This window comes from Actinomadura rugatobispora, from assembly GCF_055379765.1.
On sequence record NZ_AP029191.1, the window covers coordinates 6,324,642 to 6,343,528 of the forward strand.

At 71.9% G+C, this 18,887-nt stretch carries 16 protein-coding genes; 13 read left to right on the top strand and 3 right to left on the bottom strand.

Translation table 11 applies throughout. From position 1 onward, the window contains the following. Window positions 1-19 precede the first annotated feature (19 nt). Entirely contained in the window at window positions 20-862 is an 843-nt protein-coding gene (locus ACZ466_RS28365) for a TIGR03089 family protein (protein ID WP_378292561.1), read from the bottom strand. 157 nt (window positions 863-1,019) lie between these two features. On the opposite strand from ACZ466_RS28365, the gene ACZ466_RS28370 reads away from it, so the two are divergent. The 3 genes from ACZ466_RS28370 (at window position 1,020) to ACZ466_RS28380 (ending at window position 5,403) form a co-directional block, all read left to right on the top strand. Further along, window positions 1,020-3,161 carry a hypothetical protein gene (locus ACZ466_RS28370; protein ID WP_378292559.1) on the top strand — a complete coding sequence of 714 codons (2,142 nt, stop codon included), beginning with the start codon at window positions 1,020-1,022 and terminating at the stop codon, window positions 3,159-3,161. A gap of 213 nt (window positions 3,162-3,374) precedes the next feature. Next, complete coding sequence (locus tag ACZ466_RS28375) at window positions 3,375-4,277, top strand: glycosyltransferase family 2 protein (RefSeq protein ID WP_378292569.1); 903 nt, start codon at window positions 3,375-3,377, stop codon at window positions 4,275-4,277. A 28-nt stretch (window positions 4,278-4,305) separates the two neighbouring features. Then, complete coding sequence (locus ACZ466_RS28380) at window positions 4,306-5,403, top strand: glycosyltransferase family 4 protein (protein WP_378292557.1); 1,098 nt, start codon at window positions 4,306-4,308, stop codon at window positions 5,401-5,403. Here ACZ466_RS28380 and ACZ466_RS28385 read toward each other — a convergent pair. Beyond that, window positions 5,358-6,356, bottom strand: a complete 999-nt coding sequence (locus ACZ466_RS28385) for a lysylphosphatidylglycerol synthase transmembrane domain-containing protein (protein WP_378292555.1) — start codon at window positions 6,354-6,356, stop codon at window positions 5,358-5,360. The genes ACZ466_RS28380 and ACZ466_RS28385 overlap by 46 nt on opposite strands. A gap of 114 nt (window positions 6,357-6,470) precedes the next feature. Here ACZ466_RS28385 and ACZ466_RS28390 point away from each other — a divergent pair, with 114 nt between their 5' ends. From ACZ466_RS28390 to ACZ466_RS28410, 5 genes are all read left to right on the top strand, one after another. Further along, complete coding sequence (locus ACZ466_RS28390) at window positions 6,471-7,178, top strand: class I SAM-dependent methyltransferase (RefSeq protein WP_378292553.1); 708 nt, start codon at window positions 6,471-6,473, stop codon at window positions 7,176-7,178. A 136-nt stretch (window positions 7,179-7,314) separates the two neighbouring features. Continuing rightward, a complete protein-coding gene (locus ACZ466_RS28395; protein WP_378292551.1) occupies window positions 7,315-8,457 on the top strand; it encodes a glycosyltransferase family 4 protein in 1,143 nt (380 codons plus the stop codon). Window positions 8,458-8,598: 141 nt separating this feature from the next. Further along, window positions 8,599-9,669 carry a mannose-1-phosphate guanylyltransferase gene (gene manB, locus ACZ466_RS28400; RefSeq protein ID WP_464041725.1) on the top strand — a complete coding sequence of 357 codons (1,071 nt, stop codon included), beginning with the start codon at window positions 8,599-8,601 and terminating at the stop codon, window positions 9,667-9,669. Window positions 9,670-9,737: 68 nt separating this feature from the next. After that, a complete protein-coding gene (locus ACZ466_RS28405) occupies window positions 9,738-10,925 on the top strand; it encodes a hypothetical protein (RefSeq protein WP_378292547.1) in 1,188 nt (395 codons plus the stop codon). Then, window positions 10,922-11,737 carry a class I SAM-dependent methyltransferase gene (locus ACZ466_RS28410; RefSeq protein ID WP_378292545.1) on the top strand — a complete coding sequence of 272 codons (816 nt, stop codon included), beginning with the start codon at window positions 10,922-10,924 and terminating at the stop codon, window positions 11,735-11,737. Before ACZ466_RS28405 ends, ACZ466_RS28410 begins: the two co-directional genes overlap by 4 nt. Before the next feature lie 266 nt (window positions 11,738-12,003). Here the strand turns inward: ACZ466_RS28410 and ACZ466_RS28415 are convergent, their stop codons facing one another. Continuing rightward, the gene (locus ACZ466_RS28415; protein ID WP_378292567.1) at window positions 12,004-12,495 is read right to left on the bottom strand and encodes an ATP-binding protein; all 492 of its coding nucleotides are present in this window, start codon (window positions 12,493-12,495) and stop codon (window positions 12,004-12,006) included. A gap of 193 nt (window positions 12,496-12,688) precedes the next feature. Between ACZ466_RS28415 and ACZ466_RS28420 the strand changes: the two genes are divergently transcribed. The 5 genes from ACZ466_RS28420 to ACZ466_RS28440 all read left to right on the top strand — a co-directional run bounded on the left by ACZ466_RS28420 (window position 12,689) and on the right by ACZ466_RS28440 (window position 18,738). After that, window positions 12,689-13,513 carry a helix-turn-helix domain-containing protein gene (locus tag ACZ466_RS28420; protein ID WP_378292543.1) on the top strand — a complete coding sequence of 275 codons (825 nt, stop codon included), beginning with the start codon at window positions 12,689-12,691 and terminating at the stop codon, window positions 13,511-13,513. Further along, window positions 13,498-13,692, top strand: a complete 195-nt coding sequence (locus ACZ466_RS28425) for a DUF397 domain-containing protein (protein ID WP_378292541.1) — start codon at window positions 13,498-13,500, stop codon at window positions 13,690-13,692. The genes ACZ466_RS28420 and ACZ466_RS28425 overlap by 16 nt, the downstream gene beginning before the upstream one ends. Window positions 13,693-13,761: 69 nt before the next feature. Further along, entirely contained in the window at window positions 13,762-14,805 is a 1,044-nt protein-coding gene (locus ACZ466_RS28430) for a DNA-3-methyladenine glycosylase family protein (RefSeq protein ID WP_464041726.1), read from the top strand. Between the two features lie 276 nt (window positions 14,806-15,081). Continuing rightward, entirely contained in the window at window positions 15,082-16,035 is a 954-nt protein-coding gene (locus ACZ466_RS28435) for a LysR family transcriptional regulator (RefSeq protein WP_378292532.1), read from the top strand. Between the two features lie 120 nt (window positions 16,036-16,155). After that, window positions 16,156-18,738 carry a bifunctional FO biosynthesis protein CofGH gene (locus ACZ466_RS28440; RefSeq protein ID WP_378292537.1) on the top strand — a complete coding sequence of 861 codons (2,583 nt, stop codon included), beginning with the start codon at window positions 16,156-16,158 and terminating at the stop codon, window positions 18,736-18,738. Window positions 18,739-18,887: the final 149 nt, after the last annotated feature.

Here is an 18,887-nt window from a genome sequence, read left to right on the forward strand (position 1 = left end):
GAAACAAACTGAGATTAGGTCAGAGGAGCCGGTTCACGGACCCGGACGGAACATTCCATCCCGGTACGCCGGCCACCGCGGTCACATGCTCCTGCGTCACTCGTCGATCTAGGGCTGCTTTGTCGAAGTTTCGTTGGATTATGACGGAAGCCCCCGAGGCTAGTGGTGCAAGTAGGCCCGCGAGTACGCCGTCCAGTGTGGTGTAGGGCATGTCAACCAGGACGCGATCGTGCGCGTCGAGCCCCCATTTCTCCGCCGCCCCGACCGCCTCACCGACCAGTTCCGCCCCTGTGAGTGTGGCCTTTGTCACACTCCCTGGGCGTGTCACGGTCAACGCGGGCGAAGCGGGCGTCACGTCCGGCCCGGGGACGAAGCGGTCGCCGTACGCGCGCACCTCGACCGCGTAGTCCAGGACGCCGGGCGGGCAGTCCGCCAGCGCGCCGCCGAGCGAGTGCAGCGAGAGGCCCACGATCTCTTCGGCGTTCTGGTCGGTGAGCATCCGCTCCAGCACCTCCTCGGCGGCCACCAGGAGGTACGGCCCGGAGGGCGCGGACGGTTCGACGCCGCCGGTCCCGCTTCCCGGGACCTCGATCGGCTCCGCCACCACCCCGGCCGACCAGCAGGCCATCAGCCACACCGCCGACTGCCAGTGCGGCGGCAGCGCCAGCACCGCACGCGTTCCGCCCTCGGCGGCCAGCCCGTCCACCAGCAGGTTGGCGGTCTTGGCGACCCAGTTGTCGAAGCTCTTGGCCGACAACTCCACGCGCTCGCCGGTGGCGTCGTCGTAGAAGGTCACCAGGGGCCGGGACGGATTGCCGGCCAGCCTCCGGCGCAGCAGCTCCGCGGGTCCGATGTCGTTCATGGAAGGCGAGCGTACGGGCGCGAGCGCTCCGAGGGGACCGCTACGCTCCGCACCGATGGATCACGACCCGATCGGCAGCGACCGCGATCGCCGCTTTCGCCGTTCTCGCCCCCCGCCCGGCCCCCCGGCCCGTGCGGCCCGTGGCGGAGGTGATCCGGTGACGGCCGGCCGGCTCCTGGCCCGGACCGCGACGGTCCCGGTGCTGCTGGTGATGGCGTGGCTGGCGGTGTCGCTGCCGCTGCTGCTGGCCGGGTACTTCCGGCCCGGCCCGGCGATCGTGCTCTTCGTGCCCGCGGCGGCGCTGTTCCTGTGGCTGGGCCTGCGGGAACGCCCGTCCGCCGCGGAGGCCGAGGAGAAGGAGAACGCCGAGGAGAAGGAGAAGACGGAGCCGGCGGCGAAGGCGCCGCGGTGGCCCGCGTGGGGGGTCCTCGCGGTCGGGCTCGGCTTCCTGGTCCTCCAGGTGCTGATGCTGGCCGAGCAGGTCATCGTGCGCCGCGACCCGGCCTCCTACGTCCAGTTCGCCACCTGGCTGGCCGACCACGGCTCGCTGCCGATCCCGCAGTCGCGCGAGGCGTTCGGCGGCGGTGACGTGGCCCTGCGGTACGGCAGCCCCGCCTTCTACGAGGTGGGCGACGACCTCGTCCCGCAGTTCATGGCGGGTCTGCCGCTGATCCTGTCCCTGGGCGCCTGGATCGGCGGCACCTACGGGCTGCTGGTGATGGCCCCGCTGCTCGGGGCCTGCGCGGTGATCGCGTTCGGCGGCCTGGTCGCGCGGCTGGTCGGGCCGCGGTGGGCGCCCCTCGCGGCGCTGCTCCTGGCCCTCACCACCCCCATGGTCTTCGTCTCCCGCTCCACCTTCAGCGAGCTGCCCGCGATGGTGCTGCTGCTGGGCGGGCTCGCGCTGCTGTACGACGCGCGCCGCGACGAGGAGCGCCGCGCCCCCGGTGGCGGCGGGCGCCGGTGGGGCGTCTCGCCCGAGGCGGGCAAGGCGTTCCTGGGCGGGCTGGCGCTGGGGCTGATCCTGCTCGTCCGGATCGACGGGCTGCGGGACGTGCTCCCGGCCGTCGTCTTCGCGGGCCTGCTGGTGGCCTGGCGGCGCCGGACCGGCCTGCCGATGGCCGCGGGCCTCGCCGTCGGCGCGGGCGCGGGGCTGGCCGAGGGCTACCTGCTGTCCCGCCCCTACCTGGACTACCTGCACCGCTCGCTGCAGCCGCTGCTGATGATCGCCGGGCTGCTGGTCGCGGCGACGGTGGTGATGGTGATCGTGCTGCGCTGGGAGGTCACCGGGTCCCGGCTGCGCCGGGCCGGCGCGGCGCTCTCCCGGGGCCGGGCGCCCGCCGCCGCGGCCGTGCTGGCGGTGCTGGTGGTGGCCGCGTTCGCCGTCCGGCCGCTGGTGCAGACCGTGCGGCGGGCGCCCGCCAACGCCGACGACCGGCTGAACGTGCAGTTCATCGAGCACGTGCAGCGGCTCAGCGGGCTGCCGGTCGACGGCACCCGGCAGTACTCGGAGCTCTCCCTCTACTGGGTGATCTGGTACATCGGGCTGCCCGCCCTGCTGCTGGCCGCCTTCGGCGCCGCGCTGCTGGCCCGGCGGTTGATGCGGGGCCGCGCCCCCGAATGGCTGCTGCCGTACGCGATGACCGCCTGGACGACGGTGCTGGTGCTGTACCTGCCGGGCATCACCCCCGACCACCCGTGGGCGTCCCGGCGGCTGATCGCGGTCGTCATCCCGGGTCTGCTGCTGTTCGCGGTCTGGGGGGCGGCCTGGACGATGCGGCGCGTCCGGCGCACCGGGTACGGCCCGTCCGCCGTCCGCCGGGCCGCCGTCGCCACCGCGGTGCTGCTCCTGCTGCCGGTCGTGCTGTCGTCGGCCGGGGTCATCGTCTCCCGGACCGACCAGGGGGAGCTGGCCGCCGTCCGGGGGCTGTGCGACCGGCTCGGCCCGGGCCGCTCGGTGGTGGTCGTCGACCGCTCCAACGCCGACCGGCTCCTGCAGGTCGTCCGGGGCATGTGCGGGGTGCCCTCGGCCCGTACCGTCTCCAGCGCCACCCCGGAGGACGTGCGCCGCGTCATCGGCAAGATCTACGCGGCCGGGCGGCGGCCGGTGATCCTGGGCGGGGAGGCGCGGCAGGTGGCGCCGTACGTCCAGCAGCCGGACGGGCGGCCCGTCCGGGCGGTCGCGCTGCGGGCCCGCCAGGACGAGCGGACGCTGACCGAGCCGCCCAACGGCACCTGGAGCCTCACCATCGACGTGTGGCTCGCCGAGCCCGCCCCGCCCGAGGGCGGCGACGGCGGCTGAGCGCCGCGTCCCGCCGGATGGGTGAAAACTCTCGATTGGACCGCCTGCGGGTGAACAGTGCGTCACCAAGACGGCATCGGTACCCGCGGGCGAGTATTCTCGCCGGGCGTGAGTACCGAGCCCTCTGAGCAGGCCGCTCAGCCGACCGCTCAACCGACCGCCCCGCCGATCGCGGCCCCGTCCGAGGAGCCGTCCGCGGACGCCGTCGGCGCCGTGCCTTCGGACGGCCCCGTGCACGTGACGATCGTCCTGCCCTGCTACAACGAGCAGGACCACGTGATCGACGAGGTCGAACGCATCTGCAAGGCGATGGACAACAGCGGCAAGACCTACGAGCTGCTGGCCGTCGACGACAAGTCGACCGATGCCACGCTGGCCCGGCTGCGGGAGGCCGCGCCGCGGTTCCCGCAGATGCGGATCATGGCGTTCCAGCACAACAGCGGGTCGGGCACGGTCCGCCGGATCGGCAGCCAGCAGGCCCGCGGCCAGATCGTGGTCTGGACCGACGCGGACATGTCCTACCCGAACGAGCGGATCCCCGAGCTGGTCGACATCCTCGACACCGATCCCGCGGTGGACCAGGTGGTCGGGGCCCGCACCAGCGAGGAGGGCAGTCACAAGGCGCTGCGGGTGCCCGCCAAGTGGTTCATCCGCAAGGTCGCCGAGCGGCTGACCAACTCCGCGATCCCCGACCTGAACTCGGGGCTGCGCGCGTTCCGGCGCGAGGTGTCGCTGCCCTACCTGCGGCTGCTGCCGCCCGGGTTCTCCTGCGTCACCACGATCACCATCGCGTTCCTGTCCAACCAGCACCCGGTGCGGTACGTGCCGATCGAGTACGCCAAGCGGGCGGGCAAGTCCAAGTTCAAGTTCTTCAAGGACGCCTACCGCTACATCCTGCAGGTGCTGCGGATGGTGATGTACTTCAACCCGCTCAAGGTGCTGATGCCGCTGGCGCTGTGGCTGCTGGTCATCGGGATCGGCAAGGGGGTGTTCGACATGGTCGTGCACTTCGGCTACTTCGCCAACAACACCGTGATGATCTTCATCAGCGGGTTGCTGATCGCCTCGCTGGCGCTGCTGGCCGACCTGATCGTCCGCTCCCGCGGCGACACCTGACCGGGGGCCGATTCGGAATGAAGGCGGAATGAAGATCGCGATCGTGGGGCCGGCGTTCCCGTACAAGGGCGGCGGCGCGCACCACACCACCGAGCTGGCGCACCGGCTGGACGCGGCGGGCCACGAGGTCGCCATCGAGTCCTGGCGGGCCCAGTACCCCTCCTTCCTGTACCCGGGGCAGCAGACGATCTCCGAGCCGGAGGGCGAGCCGTTCCCCGGCACCCGGCGGCGGCTCGACTGGCGGCGCCCCGACGGCTGGTGGCGCACCGGCCGCGACCTGCGCTCCTACGACCTGGTCGTGCAGGCCGTGCTCAGCCCCGTCCAGGTCCCGGCCTATCTGGGCATCCTGGCGGGCCTGCGGGGCCGGACCAGGGCCGTGGCGCTGTGCCACAACGTCCTGCCGCACGAGCGCAAGCCCTACGACGTGCCCCTGATGCGGGCGCTGCTGCGGAAGGTGGACGGCGTCCTGGTGCATTCGGAGCAGCAGGCGGAGCTGGCGCGCGGGCTCACCTCGCGCCCGGTCGCCGTCGCGGAGATGCCCGCGCACCTGCCCGCGCCCGGTGAGAAGGGCGCGGAGGGCGGCGCCGGGCGGCGCGACCGGCTGCTGTTCTTCGGGATGATCCGCCCGTACAAGGGCCTGGACGTGCTGCTGCGCGCGCTCGCGGCGGGCCCCGAGGGCGTGTCGCTGACCGTGGCCGGGGAGTTCTGGGGCGGGGTGGACGAGACCCGCGCCCTGGTCAAAGAGCTGGGCCTGTCCGAACGCGTGGACCTGCGCCCGGGTTACGTGCCCGCGTCCGAGGTCCCCCGGCTGTTCGGCGAGGCCGACGCGCTCGTGCTGCCCTACCGCACGGCGACGGCCTCGCAGAACGTGTGGATGGCCTACGAGTACGGCGTCCCGGTCATCGCCACCCGGGTGGGCGGCTTCGCCGAGCAGGTCCGCGACGGCGTCGACGGCCTGATCTGCGAGCCCGACGACGCGGGCTCCCTCACCGACGCCCTCAAGCGCTTCTACGCGCCGGGCGAGCCGGAGCGGCTGCGCTCGGGGGTCCGGCCGGTCGACCACACGCCCCTGTGGGAGACCTACGTGGACGTGCTGGTGACGCCTTCTTCGGTGTCCTCGTCCTGAACGGGCTCGTCCCGGTCCACGCTCTCGGCCGTGCCGGGGGCGGCCGCGCGCCTGCCCCGTCCCATGAGGAACGCGACCCCGGCCCCGGCCAGGTCGGCCAGCGTCAGCACGACCCGTGAGGCGAGCGCCACCACGATCGGCCCGCCCGCGGGCAGCACCGGCCCCAGCACCATGACCAGGATCGCCTCGCGGGCGCCGATCCCGCCGGGGGCGATGAACACCAGCAGGCCCACGACGAACGCCAGCGCGTAGGCGCCGGCCGCCTGGAAGTACAGCCCGGCGCCGTCGCCGCCGACCGCCTGGCACAGCAGCCAGGTGTGCACGCCGAACAGCGCCCAGCCCGCCAGCGTCCACGCCACCGCGACCAGCGTCGTCCCCAGGCCCACCGGGTGCTCCAGCGGGGGCCGCCGGACCAGCTTCAGCGCGGTGTTCAGGCACCAGGTCACGATCGTGGGGTGCAGCGCCGCCAGCATCACCGGCGCCAGCAGGAACAGCCACCAGTAGCGCTCCAGGGCCGCGTCCGAGGTCAGCGGCAGCGTCACCGCCGCCATCGCCAGGCCGCAGGCGCACGAGGTCGCCACCGCCAGCAGCGTGGAGCTGAAGCTGCGCAGCGCCGGGACCTTGTGCTCGCGGGTCATCTCGATCTGCGTGACCAGCGCCCACACCTTGCCCGGCACGTACTTGCCGAGCTGGGAGATGTTGGAGATCCGGAACGTGGCCCGCACCGGCAGCGGCGAGCCGAGCCCGGCCAGGTAGGTCCGCCAGCCGAGCATCCACGCGAACAGGCCCGCGAGGCCCGTCGCGAAGGCGCCCAGCAGCGTCGGCCACGACATCTGCTCGAACGCCCGCACCGTGTCGTCCCACTGGGAGACGAGGCTGTAGGCGCAGAACCCCAGCGCCAGCAGCACCAGCAGAACGCGCAGCACCCGCATCAGGACGGCCTTCGTCAACACCCGCCCAGGCTATCCGTCCCCGGTGCCGCACCCGGCGGCCGTTGCCGGGTGACGACCTTCCCGTCACCTGGAGTTCGCACAGTCCGGGCGCGCGGCGGCCTACAGTTGTCCGCGATGAAGATTTCGGATGTGGTCGCCTTCATGGGGCACCAGGTGCACGTGTGCCGGTACCGCGAGGCGGGGACGCTGCTCGACTGGATGGGCGGCGACCTGCGCGGCAAGCGGGTCCTCGACGTGGCCGGCGGCGACGGCTACTGGGCCGGGCAGGCCCGCAAGCGCGGCGCCGAGGCGGTCTCGATCGACCTGGCCCGCAAGAAGATGGTGTACGGGCGCACGCTCGCCCACGCGCCCGCGCTCATCGAGTGCGACGCGCTGCGGCTGCCGTTCGCCGAGGGGTCGTTCGACGCGATCCTGTCGGTGTGCGCGATCGAGCACTTCGACGACGGCGGCCGGTCGCTGGACGAGATGGCGCGGGTGCTCAAGCCCGGCGGCGAGATCTTCATGTCCGCCGACGTGCTGAGCCGCGCCGACGCCTGGCCGAAGCTGCGCGACGCGCACCGGTCCAAGTACCACGTGCAGCACACCTACACCCACGACAGCCTCGGCGAGCTGATGGACGAGCGCGGCCTTGACCTGGTCGGGCACTCCTACCAGTTCCGCACCGCGGCGGCCGAGCGGCTGTACCTGTCGCTGTCGGCCTACGGGGGCAGGGTCGGGTTCAACGCGGCCGCGCCGCTGGCCCCGCTGGTGGCCGTGGCCGACCGCAAGGCGCCCAACGAGCGCGGCAGCATCGTGCTCATCCGCGCCCGCAAACGCGGCTGAGCGGCCTCACTCCCGCACAGGTCGGCTGTGATCTCCGTGGCGTCCCTCCCATTCGGCCTGGTTGGGCGTAGGCTCGGAGCGGGCGGGCGACGGACCCCCCCTCACTCTGGCCGAGCCGGGATAGGGGTGAACCCTTTTGGCACCTCGGATTCTGCTCGACGCGACCGCGGTCCCCGCCGACCGCGGGGCGCTGGGGCGGTATGTCGACGGTCTGCTGCGGGCGCTGCACGAGCTCGGCGCCGATCTCGCGGTGGCCTGCCAGCGCGCGGACGAGGAACGCTACGGCGATCTCGCGCCGGGAGCCCGCATCGTCAAGGGCCCGGCGGCGCTGGCGCACCGGGCGTCGCGGCTCTCCTGGGAGCAGTCCGGGCTGCCGTACGTGGCCGCGCAGGTCGGCGCCGAGGTGATCCACCTGCCGACCTACAGCATCCCGATCCACGCGGGCCGGCCCACGGTGGTGACGATCCACGACCTGACGGTGTTCACCGAGCCGGAGACCCACGACCCGGTCCGCGCGACCTACGTCAAGTCGGCCACGCGGACGGCGGCGCGCCGGGCCACCCGGCTGGTGGCGCCGTCCCGCGCGACGCACGACGAGCTGGTGCGGCTGCTGGGCGCCGACCCCGCCTCGATCGACGTGGCCTACCACGGGGTCGACCACGAGGTGTTCCACCGGCCGTCGGAGGACGAGGTCAAGCGGGTCTCCGACGCGCTGGGCCTGCACGGGCACCCCTACATCGCCTACCTGGGGGCGCTGGAGCCGCGCAAGAACGTGCCGAACCTGATCCGCGGCTGGGTGCGGGCCTGCTCCCACCACCCCGACCCGCCCGCGCTGGTGCTGGCGGGCAGCGGCGGCTGGGACGACGAGGTCGACGCGGCGCTGGCGACGGTGCCGCTGGAGCTGCGCGTGGTGCGCCCCGGCTACCTGCCCTGGGCGTCGCTGCCGGGGTTCTTCGGCGGCGCGCTGGCGGTGGCGCTGCCGAGCCGGGGGGAGGGCTTCGGCCTGCCCGTCCTGGAGGCGATGTCGTGCGGCGCCCCGGTGCTGACGACCCGGCGGGGCCCGCTGCCGGAGGTCGGCGGTGAGGCGGTCGCCTACACCGAGCCGGACGCGTCCTCGATCGCGTCGGCGCTGGAGGAGCTGATCGAGGACCCCGAGCGCCGGGACGTCCTGTCCGACGCCGCGTACACGCGCTCCCAGGGGTTCAGCTGGACGGCCTCGGCGAAGGCGCACATGGCCTCCTTCGAACGGGCCGTCGCGGGGTACTCCGCACCGAGATGATCTCCGAATAGACCCGGCCGGTCCGCGTTCGGAGTGGCATGGCCGTCAACTTGCCTGTTTACCCGTGACCAGTAAGCTCGGCCGAACCATTTCCAGGCCGTGGGAGCCGGGGCACGGCTCGGCCGTCGTGGAAGGAGCTTCTTGGAAGCGATCTTGTTGGTCGGGGGACAGGGCACCCGCCTGCGACCGCTGACCATTTCCACCCCCAAGCCGCTGCTTCCTACGGCCGGCGTCCCGCTGCTGGAACACCAGCTCACCCGGGCCAGGGACGCTGGTGTGGAACGTATCGTGTTCGCCACCTCGTACCGTGCGGAGATGTTCAACGAGGCGTTCGGCGATGGACGTCGGCTCGGCATGGAGTTCCGCTACGTGACCGAGGACGAGCCCCTCGGCACGGCGGGTGCCGTCCGCAACGCGTCCGCCGCGCTCACGTGCGGCCCCGACGATCCGGTGCTGATCCTGAACGGCGACATCCTGTCCGGCCACGACATCTCGGCCCAGGTAGAGGCGCACCAGAAAGGCGACGCGCAGATCACCCTCCATTTGACCCTGGTGGATGACGCCCGCAGGTACGGCTCCGTTCCCACGGGGCCCGACGGCCGGGTGCTCGACTTCGTGGAGAAATCCCCCGACCCCCCGACCAATCAGGTCAACGCGGGTTGCTATGTCTTTCGCCGCTCCATGATCGAGCGGATCCCCGCAGGGCGCCCCGTGTCGGCCGAGTACGAGACCTTTCCCATGCTGCTGGCCGACGGCGAGGTCATCGTGGGCTACGTCGAGGCGGCCTATTGGCTGGATGTGGGGACGCCTGCAGCGTTCGTCCGGGGTGCCAGGGATCTGGTGCTCGGCGCCATGCCCTCACCGGTCGTGACCGCGAGCGAACATGGCGTGCTGCTGCTGGGCGGTGCGACCGTCGAGCCAGGCGCCCAGGTGGGCGGCGGAACGACGGTCGGGGCGCGGTCGGTGGTCGGCGCCGGGGCGCACGTCGAGTCGAGCGTGCTCTTCGACGACGCGACCGTCGAGGCGGGCGCGCGTGTCGTGCGCTCGGTGATCGGCGAGGGCGCGCGGATCTGCGCCGGCGCGGTGTTGGAGGACGCCGTCATCGGTGACCGGGCCATCGTGGGTCCCGGCAACGAGTTGGTCAACGGCCTGCGCCTCTGGCCCGGAGTCGAACTCCCCGATACCGCCGTCCGCTTCTCCGCGGACGGGTGACCCGTTGTCGCCTCCGGCCGAACCGGGATATACACATCTCACACGGCTAGGCGGGGCGGTGGTGGCATGTGACGGAAGATCTGCTCGTCAACCTCGTCGCCACGGGTATCGCCTTTACGCTGGGGGTGAGCGTCCGGTCGATCCGGCAGCGTGTCCGCAGCGTCCGGCGGGCCGGCGGCAGCCGTCGCGTTCAGGAGCAGCGTCATCCTCGCTTCACCCACGGCTGGCTGCTGGAGTACTACCTGAGCAGGGACCGGCTCGACGATCTCTACCTGCTGATCGAAGGACGCCGGCGGCGGTTCGTGCCGTTCCTCACCAAGCCGTCGTGGACGGATCACGGCTTCGCCGAGGGCGCTTTGATCGTGCAGTCGCACCCGCAGCGGCGGTCGGAGGCGCCGGTCGACCAGGCCGTGATGAGCCGCCGGGCCGCCTACCTCAACGTCGTCCGGGAGGACGGCGAACCGTGGAACGACCTGATAGCGGTGGTCCAGAAGATCCGGGAGACGCCCGACGGACCGCGCATCGAGATCGCGCTCGCCGAGTACTTCCAGTTCCTCTCGGCCTGCGGGGCGCTGGAGGACGAGACCTACGCGGCGGTGCGCAGCCCGAAGAACGCGACTCCGATCAGGGACGCGACCCTTGCGGGGGTGGACGACGCGGCCGAGGCCCGGCGGCAGGCGCATGGGTTCGGGATGCAGTGCGCGTTCGTGTTCGAAGAGGACGGGCGGCACAGAGTGCTGGTCCAGCGCCGTTCCCACTCCGTGTCGATCTACGGTGGCGCGCTCGCCGTCGTCCCCGTCTTCGGCTGCCAGAGCATGGACCTGTCGGAGCGCACCCCGGTCTCGATCTTTCACAACTTCCTGCGCGAGGTGTACGAGGAACTCTACGGGGGCACCGAGGTCGAGCGGCGCGGCAACCGCGTTGATCCCACCTGGTTCTACCGGGAGCCGCCGATCGCGCGGCTCATCACCGCGCAGGAAGACGGCGTGCTGGATTTCCGCATCTTCGGGTTCGGGTTCGACGCTCTCAACGGTGAGGTCGATATCTGCGGGCTGGCCTATGTCAAGGATCCCGAGTTCGCCCGCAGGGAGCTTCCGGTGCTGCGGGCCAACTGGGAGATCCACGAGATCAGCGTCTGGGATCTGTTCGGCGACGACCTGACCGAAGCGCTGTTCGCCGGGGAGTTCTCCCCGGGCAGTGTTTACACTCTCGCCGAGACCAGGCGTTACCTGGCCGGGCGGGCGGACGGGGAATGACGGCCTATCGCCCCTGCGTGCTCTGCGCCGGAACCGCCCGGGTGATCGAGTACCGGTTCGACTTCGGGACGGTCGTGCGCTGCCGGGGGTGCGACCTGGTGTCGATGGTCGAGCCCCGCGGCACCAACCTGGTGCGTTGTGCCTACGACGCGGGCTACTACCGTCGCGGGGACGGTCCAGGGCCGGGGTACACCGACTATTTCGGCAGCGAGGCCGGGGACCGCCGCGCGATCGCGGGCGCCCTCGCGGATCTGGTGCTCAGGGTGGCGCCGGATGGACGGCGGTGCCTTGATCTCGGCTGCGGGGGCGGTTTCCTCGTGCACGCACTCGCCGCCAGGGGGATGGCGGCGTTCGGGGCGGACACATCTGATCACGCCGTACGCCACACTGGCACGGGACCCGGCCGGTTCGTGCTCGGTGACGTCGCGAGCCAGGCCGTCGCCGTGCTGGCCCCGTTCGACGTCATCACCATGATCGACGTGATCGAGCACCTGCCCGATCCGGTCTCGGATCTGCGTCATGCCAGGAGCCTGCTCCGGCCGGGCGGTGTGATCCTTTTGCTCACTCCTCGTTACGGCGGCCGGTTGCTGGGCGAGCAGGACGCGGCGTACGTCCATTTCAATACCGACCATATATATTACTTCACCGAACAGACCTTGCGTGCGGTGATCGGCGATGGCGTGGGCTGTCGGCATGTGGTCGTGGACGATGTGCTGGGCATGCTCAGTGAATGGAATGTCACCATTCCTCGCCTGATGGCGCGCAAGTATGGTGTCGAACGCGAAAGCATGCTGGCCTCGGTGATCGTCTGATCATCGCATGAGGAACCCGGTCACCCGTTCGGCGGCCATAACCGGATCCGAGCCCGGCGCGTAGCCGCCCGGCCATACGAACACCCAGCCGCCTCTTGCTCGGACGCAGGCGATGATGAGGGTCCTGCGGGGGTGGATTCGGATGGTCCGGAGCAGAGGCGTCCTGTAAAGGGTGGTCACCCATGCGGGAAAGCCGCGAAGTTCCAGCTGTTCGGCCAGGCGGGTGAGATGCTGTTCGCGGTTGCCGCCCGTGGCATGGGCGCTTATCAACAACCGACCTCGAACCATGTGGTGCGGCTGTCGCCGTCGCCGTTGTGCCCCCATGCCGCGGAGAGTTCCTGGACGATGCGCAGCCCTCGTCCGCTGGATTCGAGTTCCGGGGCGATGTCCCGCACGTGTGGCCCGCGTCCCCGAGGATCGCCGGTGTCGGTCACCTCGACCCGGACGGTCTCCGGATGGACCGTCATGGTGACGGTGATCGTGTCGCCCGGCACCCGGGGACGGGAGTGCACCACCGCGTTCGTGATCGTCTCGCCCGCGCAGATCAGGATGTCGTCGGCCGTCTCCGCGTCGATGGGCCGGGCGGCGGCTGCGATCCGTGCCTTGATCCACGCACGCGCCCGCGCGACCTCGGCCGGCTCGTGCGTGATGCGCAGGATCCCGGGCCTGGTTTCCGCGGAATTGGGTGGGCTGTCGGCCTTTCGGGCAGTGCGTGGGGCGACATCCGTTGTTGTGGTGGATTGGAGTTGATTTCTCATGGATCGTGACCTCATTCCCTGGCCATCTCTGTCCTCTGCACGCTCGGCGCCGGTGCGCCCCCGTCCGAGACTCGCGACCTCAGAACCCCGGGGTGTTGCCACATTGGCGCATTGGCATAACATCCGTGGAGGAATCACGAGCGCACCGGCCGCACAAGAACGCCCCCTGACTGGTACGGAGCTGTACACGATCATGGCGAGCAATCACCTCACCCCACGAATGTTCCTTGCTAAGGAGCTGCAGCGTGCGCGCGAGCAGCGAGGGATGAAAACGGACGATGTGGCCAAAGCGATCTATGTCTCGGAAGGGCTCGTCCGGTCGTGGGAGAGGGGGCGGCGTGTACCGCAACCCGATCACCTCGTGCTGCTGGAGGAACTCTTCGGCCCCGAGACGTTCGCGGGAATTCTCAGGCGGATGCGCGAAGAACTCATCAACTCCGCCGTTCCGCTCGAATGGATGGGAAGGTGGCGGGAGGTCGAGGAGAAATCGAGGGCGCTGCTGTCGCTGGAGACGACCGTCGTCCCGGGACTGCTGCAGACCGAGGACTACGCGACCGCGGTCTGCCGCATGGCCCCGCATCTCGGCGATGTGGAGAAGATGGTCAGCGAGCGCATGGAACGGCAGCGGATCCTCGCCCGGGAAGACGACGATGGCCCGACCCTGGTCGCGCTGCTCACCGAAACCGTCCTCGTGAGCAAGGTGGGTGACGCCCAGGTCATGCACAACCAACTGGCCCACCTTGTGGAGATGGCGCGGCGCGACGACATCATCGTGCAGGTCGTCCCGTTCGACTCCGGGGTCGGCGCCGGCTTCATCGCCCCGTTCGTCATCGCGACCTTCGACGGCGGTGAGGTGGCCTATGTGGACGACCAGTTGGGGGCGGAGGTGGTGGAGGAGCCCGAGAACGTGGCCGTTCTTCGTAGAATGTTCGAGCGATTCAGGGCGGAGGCCCTCAGCCGGCCGGACTCGATCGAACTCATCGAGAGGACGATGGAAGAGCGATGGACAGGCGAGTGAAGTGGCGGAAGGCGTCGCGCAGCGGCGCGAACGGCGGCAACTGCGTGGAGGTCGCGGACCTGGATCGGGTGATCGGCGTTCGCGACTCCAAGGACCCGGGCGGCCCGAGGCTGGCTCTCTCTCAGGGGGGCTGGTCGGCGCTGGTGGCCGAGGTGAGAAGCGGCAGGCACGACCTGTGAGGTCGTGCGCCGGGCTGCGGGTGTGGCCGGACATCGAGCTGCCGCCGACGGCGTTGAAATTCTCCACCGATGCCTGACTTCGCGTCGCCCGCGTTCGCGCCGCGTTCACGCGGCGGCGGCGGGGGAGGCGCGCGTCTCGCGGGCGGCGCGAGCCGGCTGGCCGCCGCGCCCCGCGCGGGCGTCGCCGCGGCGGCGCCGGACGCGGAGCGGGTGTGGCGGGCGCCGTTCGCGGTCGACCTGGGGTTGACGGTGGCGCCGCACCGGCGCGGGCTACGGGATCCGGCGTTCCACACCGACCCCGACGGCACGGTCTGGCGCGCCTCGTTCACTCCGGAGGGGCCGGGCACGATCCGGCTGCGGCAGCGCGGTGACGGGTGCGAGCCGGGGAGCGTCGTCGAGGCCACCGCGTGGGGGCCGGGCGCGGAGTGGCTGCTGGAGGGGGTTCCCGACCTGCTGGGGGCGGGGGACGTCCCCGAGGAGTTCGAGCCCCGGGACCCGGTCCTCCGGGAGGCGGTGCGGCGCTGCCCCGGGCTGCGCATCGGCCGGTCGGGCCGGGTCTTCGAGGCGCTGGCCCCGGCGGTGCTGGAGCAGAAGGTCCTGACCGCCGAGGCGTGGCGGGCCTGGCGGTACCTGGTGCGCCGGTTCGGCCGTCCCGCGCCCGGCGTCCCGTGGCTGCGGGTGCCGCCGCCGCCGGAGACGTGGATCAGGATCCCGTCGTGGGAGTGGCACCGGTCGGGCGCCGAGGCGGTCCGGGCGCGGACCATCATCGGCGCCGCGCGGGTGGCGGCCCGGCTGGAGGCCCTGCCGGCCGGCGGCGGGACGGCCGCCGATCCCCGGCTGCGGTCGCTGCCGGGGATCGGGGAGTGGACGTCGGCGGAGATCCGGCAGCGGGCCGCGGGCGACGCCGACGCCGTCTCCGTCGGGGACTACCACCTGCCGGGGCTCGTGGGCTGGTCCCTGGCCGGGGGGAAGGTCGACGACGCCGGGATGCTGGAGCTGCTGGCCCCGTACGCGGGTCACCGGCACCGGGTCACCCGGCTGCTGGAACTGACCGGCGCCGCTCCGCCGCGACGGGGCCCCCGCCTTCCCGTCCGGGATTACCGGGGTTTCTGAGCCGGTCGGAGCGGGGACGGCGGCGCAGCCAGAAGTGGTGCGGCCTCCAGTCGAGGCCGTCACGGGAGTCGGCGCCGGCCAGCGGGCCGAGGACGGCGAGGGCGATGAGGGCGAGCGCGATCCACATGGGTCCGTGTCCTTCGGGTGGAGGGGAGGGGTGGCGGTCGCGCCCTGGCCAGGGACTGGGTGGTTCTCCGCGGTGCCTCCATTCTCGCCCGGCGCATCTTTCAGGTCCAGCGACTGTTTCTGCAGGGTTCGTGTAAGAATCCCTTCACAATGATGGATTTGGGCCGGTTGCGGGTGCTACGCGAACTGGAGCTGCGCGGCACCGTCGGCGCGGTCGCCGAGGCCCTCGGCTACTCGCCGTCCGCGGTGTCCCAGCAGCTCGCGCAGCTGCAGCGGGAGACGGGCGTGCCGCTGGTGGAACGGGTCGGGCGCAGGCTGCGGCTGACGGCGGCGGGCGAGGTGCTGGCGGGGCACGCCGAGGCGCTGCTCGCCCAGGCGCAGCGGGCGCGGGAGGAGACGCTGGCGGCCAGCGGCCGGGTCGCGGGCGTGGTGCGGCTCGTCGGCTTCCAGACGGCGCTGCTGCACGTCCTGGCCCCGGCGCTGCCCGGGCTGGCCGAGCGCTATCCCGAGCTGGCCCTGGAGATCACCGACGAGGAGTTCCACCGCGTCCTGATGGCGCTGGTCCGCGCCGAGATCGACGTGGTGCTGACGGACGAGTACACGCACCTGCCCCGTCCGCACCGCCCCGGACTGGCCGCCGAGGTGCTGATCACCGAGCCGATCCGGATCGCGCTGCCGGCCGGCGACCGGCACGCCGCCGGCGGGGGACCGGTGCGCGTCGCGGACCTGGCCGGCCACCCGTGGGTGACCGGGCACGTCGGCACGAACGTGGCCGACCTGCTGGAGCGCACGTGCGTGGAGCTGGGCGGCTTCCGGCCGGAGATCCGGTTCCGCTCCAACGACTTCCTGGTGGTCTTCGCGATGGTGGCGCGGGCGGGCGCCGCCTGCCTCGTCCCCGACCTGGCGATGGCCGAGCGGCAGGAGGGCGTCGTGGTCCGCGACATCGCCGAGGCCCGGGTGCTGCGCCGCATGGTGATGTGGACGCGGGCGGGCGCGGACGTGCGTCCCTCGGTGGGCGCGGTGCTGGACGCGCTGCGCTCGTCCGCGGACGAGCTGGCCGCGCGCCGTCCCTCGATCGTGCGAGGCGTCCCGGACGGGGAATAGAACCGCCCGGGTGGAAGCTGTGGACGGACGGCGCGTACTGTCCGGAATGCGGGAAAGGTAGGGGCCCCCACCCCTCTTCTTTCTATGACGCTTGGCATAGAGTGCGATGTCATGGACGCCATGGACAGCAGCGTGACCCCGAGCGGGCTCCGGCGGGCCCTCGCCCGGGCGCGTGATGGCAAGACCCTGGACCTCGACGAGGCCACCACCCTGCTGCACGCCCGCGGCGCGCAGCTCGACGAGCTTCTCACCTACGCCGCGCGCACCCGGGACGCCGGGCTGGAGGCCGCCGGGCGGCCCGGCGTCATCACCTACAGCCGCAAGGTCTTCATCCCGCTCACCCGGCTGTGCCGCGACCGGTGCGGCTACTGCACCTTCGCCACCGTGCCGCACCGGCTGGACTCGCCGTTCCTGAGCCCGGACGAGGTGCTGGAGATCGCCCGCCAGGGCGCGGCCATGGGCTGCAAGGAGGCGCTGTTCACCCTTGGCGACCGGCCCGAGGACCGCTGGAAACCGGCCCGGGAGTGGCTGGACGCGCACGGCTACGACGACACGCTCTCCTACGTGCGCGCGATGGCCGTCCGGGTGCTGGAGGAGACCGGGCTCCTCCCGCACCTCAACCCCGGGGTGCTGGGCTGGCGCGACTTCCAGCGCCTCAAGCCCGTGTCGCCCTCGATGGGGATGATGCTGGAGACCACCGCGACCAGGCTGTTCAGCGAGAAGGGCGGGCCGCACTTCGGCTCGCCCGACAAGGACCCGGCGGTGCGGCTGCGGGTGCTGGAGGACGCGGGCCGCACCAACGTCCCGTTCACCACCGGCATCCTCATCGGCATCGGCGAGACCGTCCGGGAGCGCGCCGACGCGATCTTCGCGATCCGGAAGACGATGCGGGAGTACGGGGCGATCCAGGAGGTCATCGTCCAGAACTTCCGCGCCAAGCCCGACACCAAGATGCGCGACACCCCCGACGCCGAGCTGGCGGAGCTGGCGGCGACGATCGCGGTGACCCGGCTGGTGCTCGGCCCGAAGGCGCGCGTCCAGGCGCCGCCCAACCTGGTGGACGACCAGTACGCCATGATGCTGCGGGCCGGGATCGACGACTGGGGCGGGGTGTCGCCGCTCACCCCCGACCACGTCAACCCCGAGCGCCCGTGGCCGCAGATCGACGAGCTGGCCGCCCGCACCGCCGAGCAGGGCTTCACCCTCCGCGAGCGGCTCACCATCTACCCCGAGTACGTCACGCGGGGCGAGCCGTGGCTGGACCCGCGCCTCGCCGCCCACGTCGCCGCCCTCGCCGACCCGGCCACCGGCCTGGCCCGCGAGGACGCCGTCCTCGAAGGCCGCCCGTGGCAGGAGCCCGACGGCGGCTTCGACGCGTTCGGCGGCACCGGCCGCACCGACCTGCACGTCGAGATCGACACCACCGGCCGCACCGGCGACCGCCGCGAGGACTTCGACTCGGTCTACGGCGACTGGGACGCCGTCCGCGACCGCATCGGCGCCCCCCGCCGCTTCGACGCCGATGTCAAGGCGGCCCTCGCGCACGCCGAGCGCGACCCCGGCGGGCTGTCGGACGACCAGGCCCTCGCCCTGCTGCACGCCGACGGCCCCGAACTGGACGCCCTGGCCAAGCTGGCCGACGACCTGCGCCGCGACACGGTCGGCGACGAGGTCACCTACGTCGTCACCCGCAACATCAACTTCACCAACGTCTGCTACACCGGCTGCCGGTTCTGCGCGTTCGCCCAGCGCCGCACCGACGCCGACGCCTACACCCTGTCCCTCTCCCAGGTCGGCGACCGGGTGGACGAGGCGTGGGCGGCCGGCGCCACCGAGATCTGCATGCAGGGCGGCATCCACCCCGACCTGCCCGGCACCGCCTACTTCGACCTCGCCCGCGAGGTCAAGAAGCGCGCCCCGGGGATCCACCTGCACTCCTACAGTCCGATGGAGGTCGTCAACGGCGCCGGCCGCACCGACCTGTCCATCCGCGAGTGGCTCCAGGCCGCCAGGGAGGCGGGCGTGGACTCGCTGCCCGGCACCGCCGCCGAGATCCTCGACGACGACGTCCGCTGGGTGCTGACCAAGGGCAAGCTGCCCGCCGACCAGTGGGTCGAGGTCGTCACCACCGCGCACGAGCTGGGCATCCCGACCACGTCCACGATGATGTACGGGCACGTCGACACCCCCGAGCACTGGGTGGGGCACCTCAGGCTGCTGCGCTCCATCCAGGAGCGGACCGGCGGGTTCACCGAGTTCGTGCTGCTGCCGTTCGTGCACCACAACTCGCCGATCTACCTCGCCGGGCTGGCCCGGCCCGGGCCGACCGTCCGGGAGAACGTGGCCGTGCACGCCCTGGCCCGGATCATGCTGCACGGCGCCATCCACAACATCCAGACCTCCTGGGTGAAGCTGGGCGACGAGCTGTGCACCCGGGTCCTGCGCGGCGGCGTCAACGACCTCGGCGGGACGCTGATGGAGGAGACGATCAGCCGGATGGCGGGGTCGGAGAACGGCTCCTTCAAGACGATCAGCTCGCTGGAGGAGATCGCGGCGGCGGCCGGGCGGCCGGCGCGGCAGCGGACCACCACCTACGGGGAGGTGCCCGCCGAGCGGATCGAGGCGGCCCGCCGCACCGACGGGGTCGGCCATTTCGGAAAGGGCGGCGGCGGCCGGGCGGGCCTGCCGCTCGTCGGCACCTGAGCACCGCCGAGTACGGCCTGAAGTGAGGGTCGGGCGGCGCCTTTCGGCGCCGCCCGACCGCGTTTTAGTAACGTGCTGACGAATTCCTTCGCATGCCGGTAATGATCTGACAGGAAGAGGCCCCGGACGGAAATACCCGCCCATTGATT

What these genes read in the sequence shown, in the direction of transcription:
- ACZ466_RS28410 (WP_378292545.1), top strand. Translation starts at nt 10,922, where the DNA reads ATGACGGCCTATCGCCCCTGCGTGCTCTGCGCCGGAACCGCCCGGGTG.
- ACZ466_RS28435 (WP_378292532.1), top strand. Translation starts at nt 15,082, where the DNA reads ATGATGGATTTGGGCCGGTTGCGGGTGCTACGCGAACTGGAGCTGCGC.
- ACZ466_RS28430 (WP_464041726.1), top strand. Translation starts at nt 13,762, where the DNA reads ATGCCTGACTTCGCGTCGCCCGCGTTCGCGCCGCGTTCACGCGGCGGC.
- ACZ466_RS28440 (WP_378292537.1), top strand. Translation starts at nt 16,156, where the DNA reads ATGGACAGCAGCGTGACCCCGAGCGGGCTCCGGCGGGCCCTCGCCCGG.
- ACZ466_RS28420 (WP_378292543.1), top strand. Translation starts at nt 12,689, where the DNA reads ATGGCGAGCAATCACCTCACCCCACGAATGTTCCTTGCTAAGGAGCTG.
- ACZ466_RS28415 (WP_378292567.1), bottom strand. Translation starts at nt 12,495, where the DNA reads ATGAGAAATCAACTCCAATCCACCACAACAACGGATGTCGCCCCACGC.
- ACZ466_RS28425 (WP_378292541.1), top strand. Translation starts at nt 13,498, where the DNA reads ATGGACAGGCGAGTGAAGTGGCGGAAGGCGTCGCGCAGCGGCGCGAAC.
- ACZ466_RS28365 (WP_378292561.1), bottom strand. Translation starts at nt 862, where the DNA reads ATGAACGACATCGGACCCGCGGAGCTGCTGCGCCGGAGGCTGGCCGGC.
- ACZ466_RS28390 (WP_378292553.1), top strand. Translation starts at nt 6,471, where the DNA reads ATGAAGATTTCGGATGTGGTCGCCTTCATGGGGCACCAGGTGCACGTG.
- ACZ466_RS28380 (WP_378292557.1), top strand. Translation starts at nt 4,306, where the DNA reads ATGAAGATCGCGATCGTGGGGCCGGCGTTCCCGTACAAGGGCGGCGGC.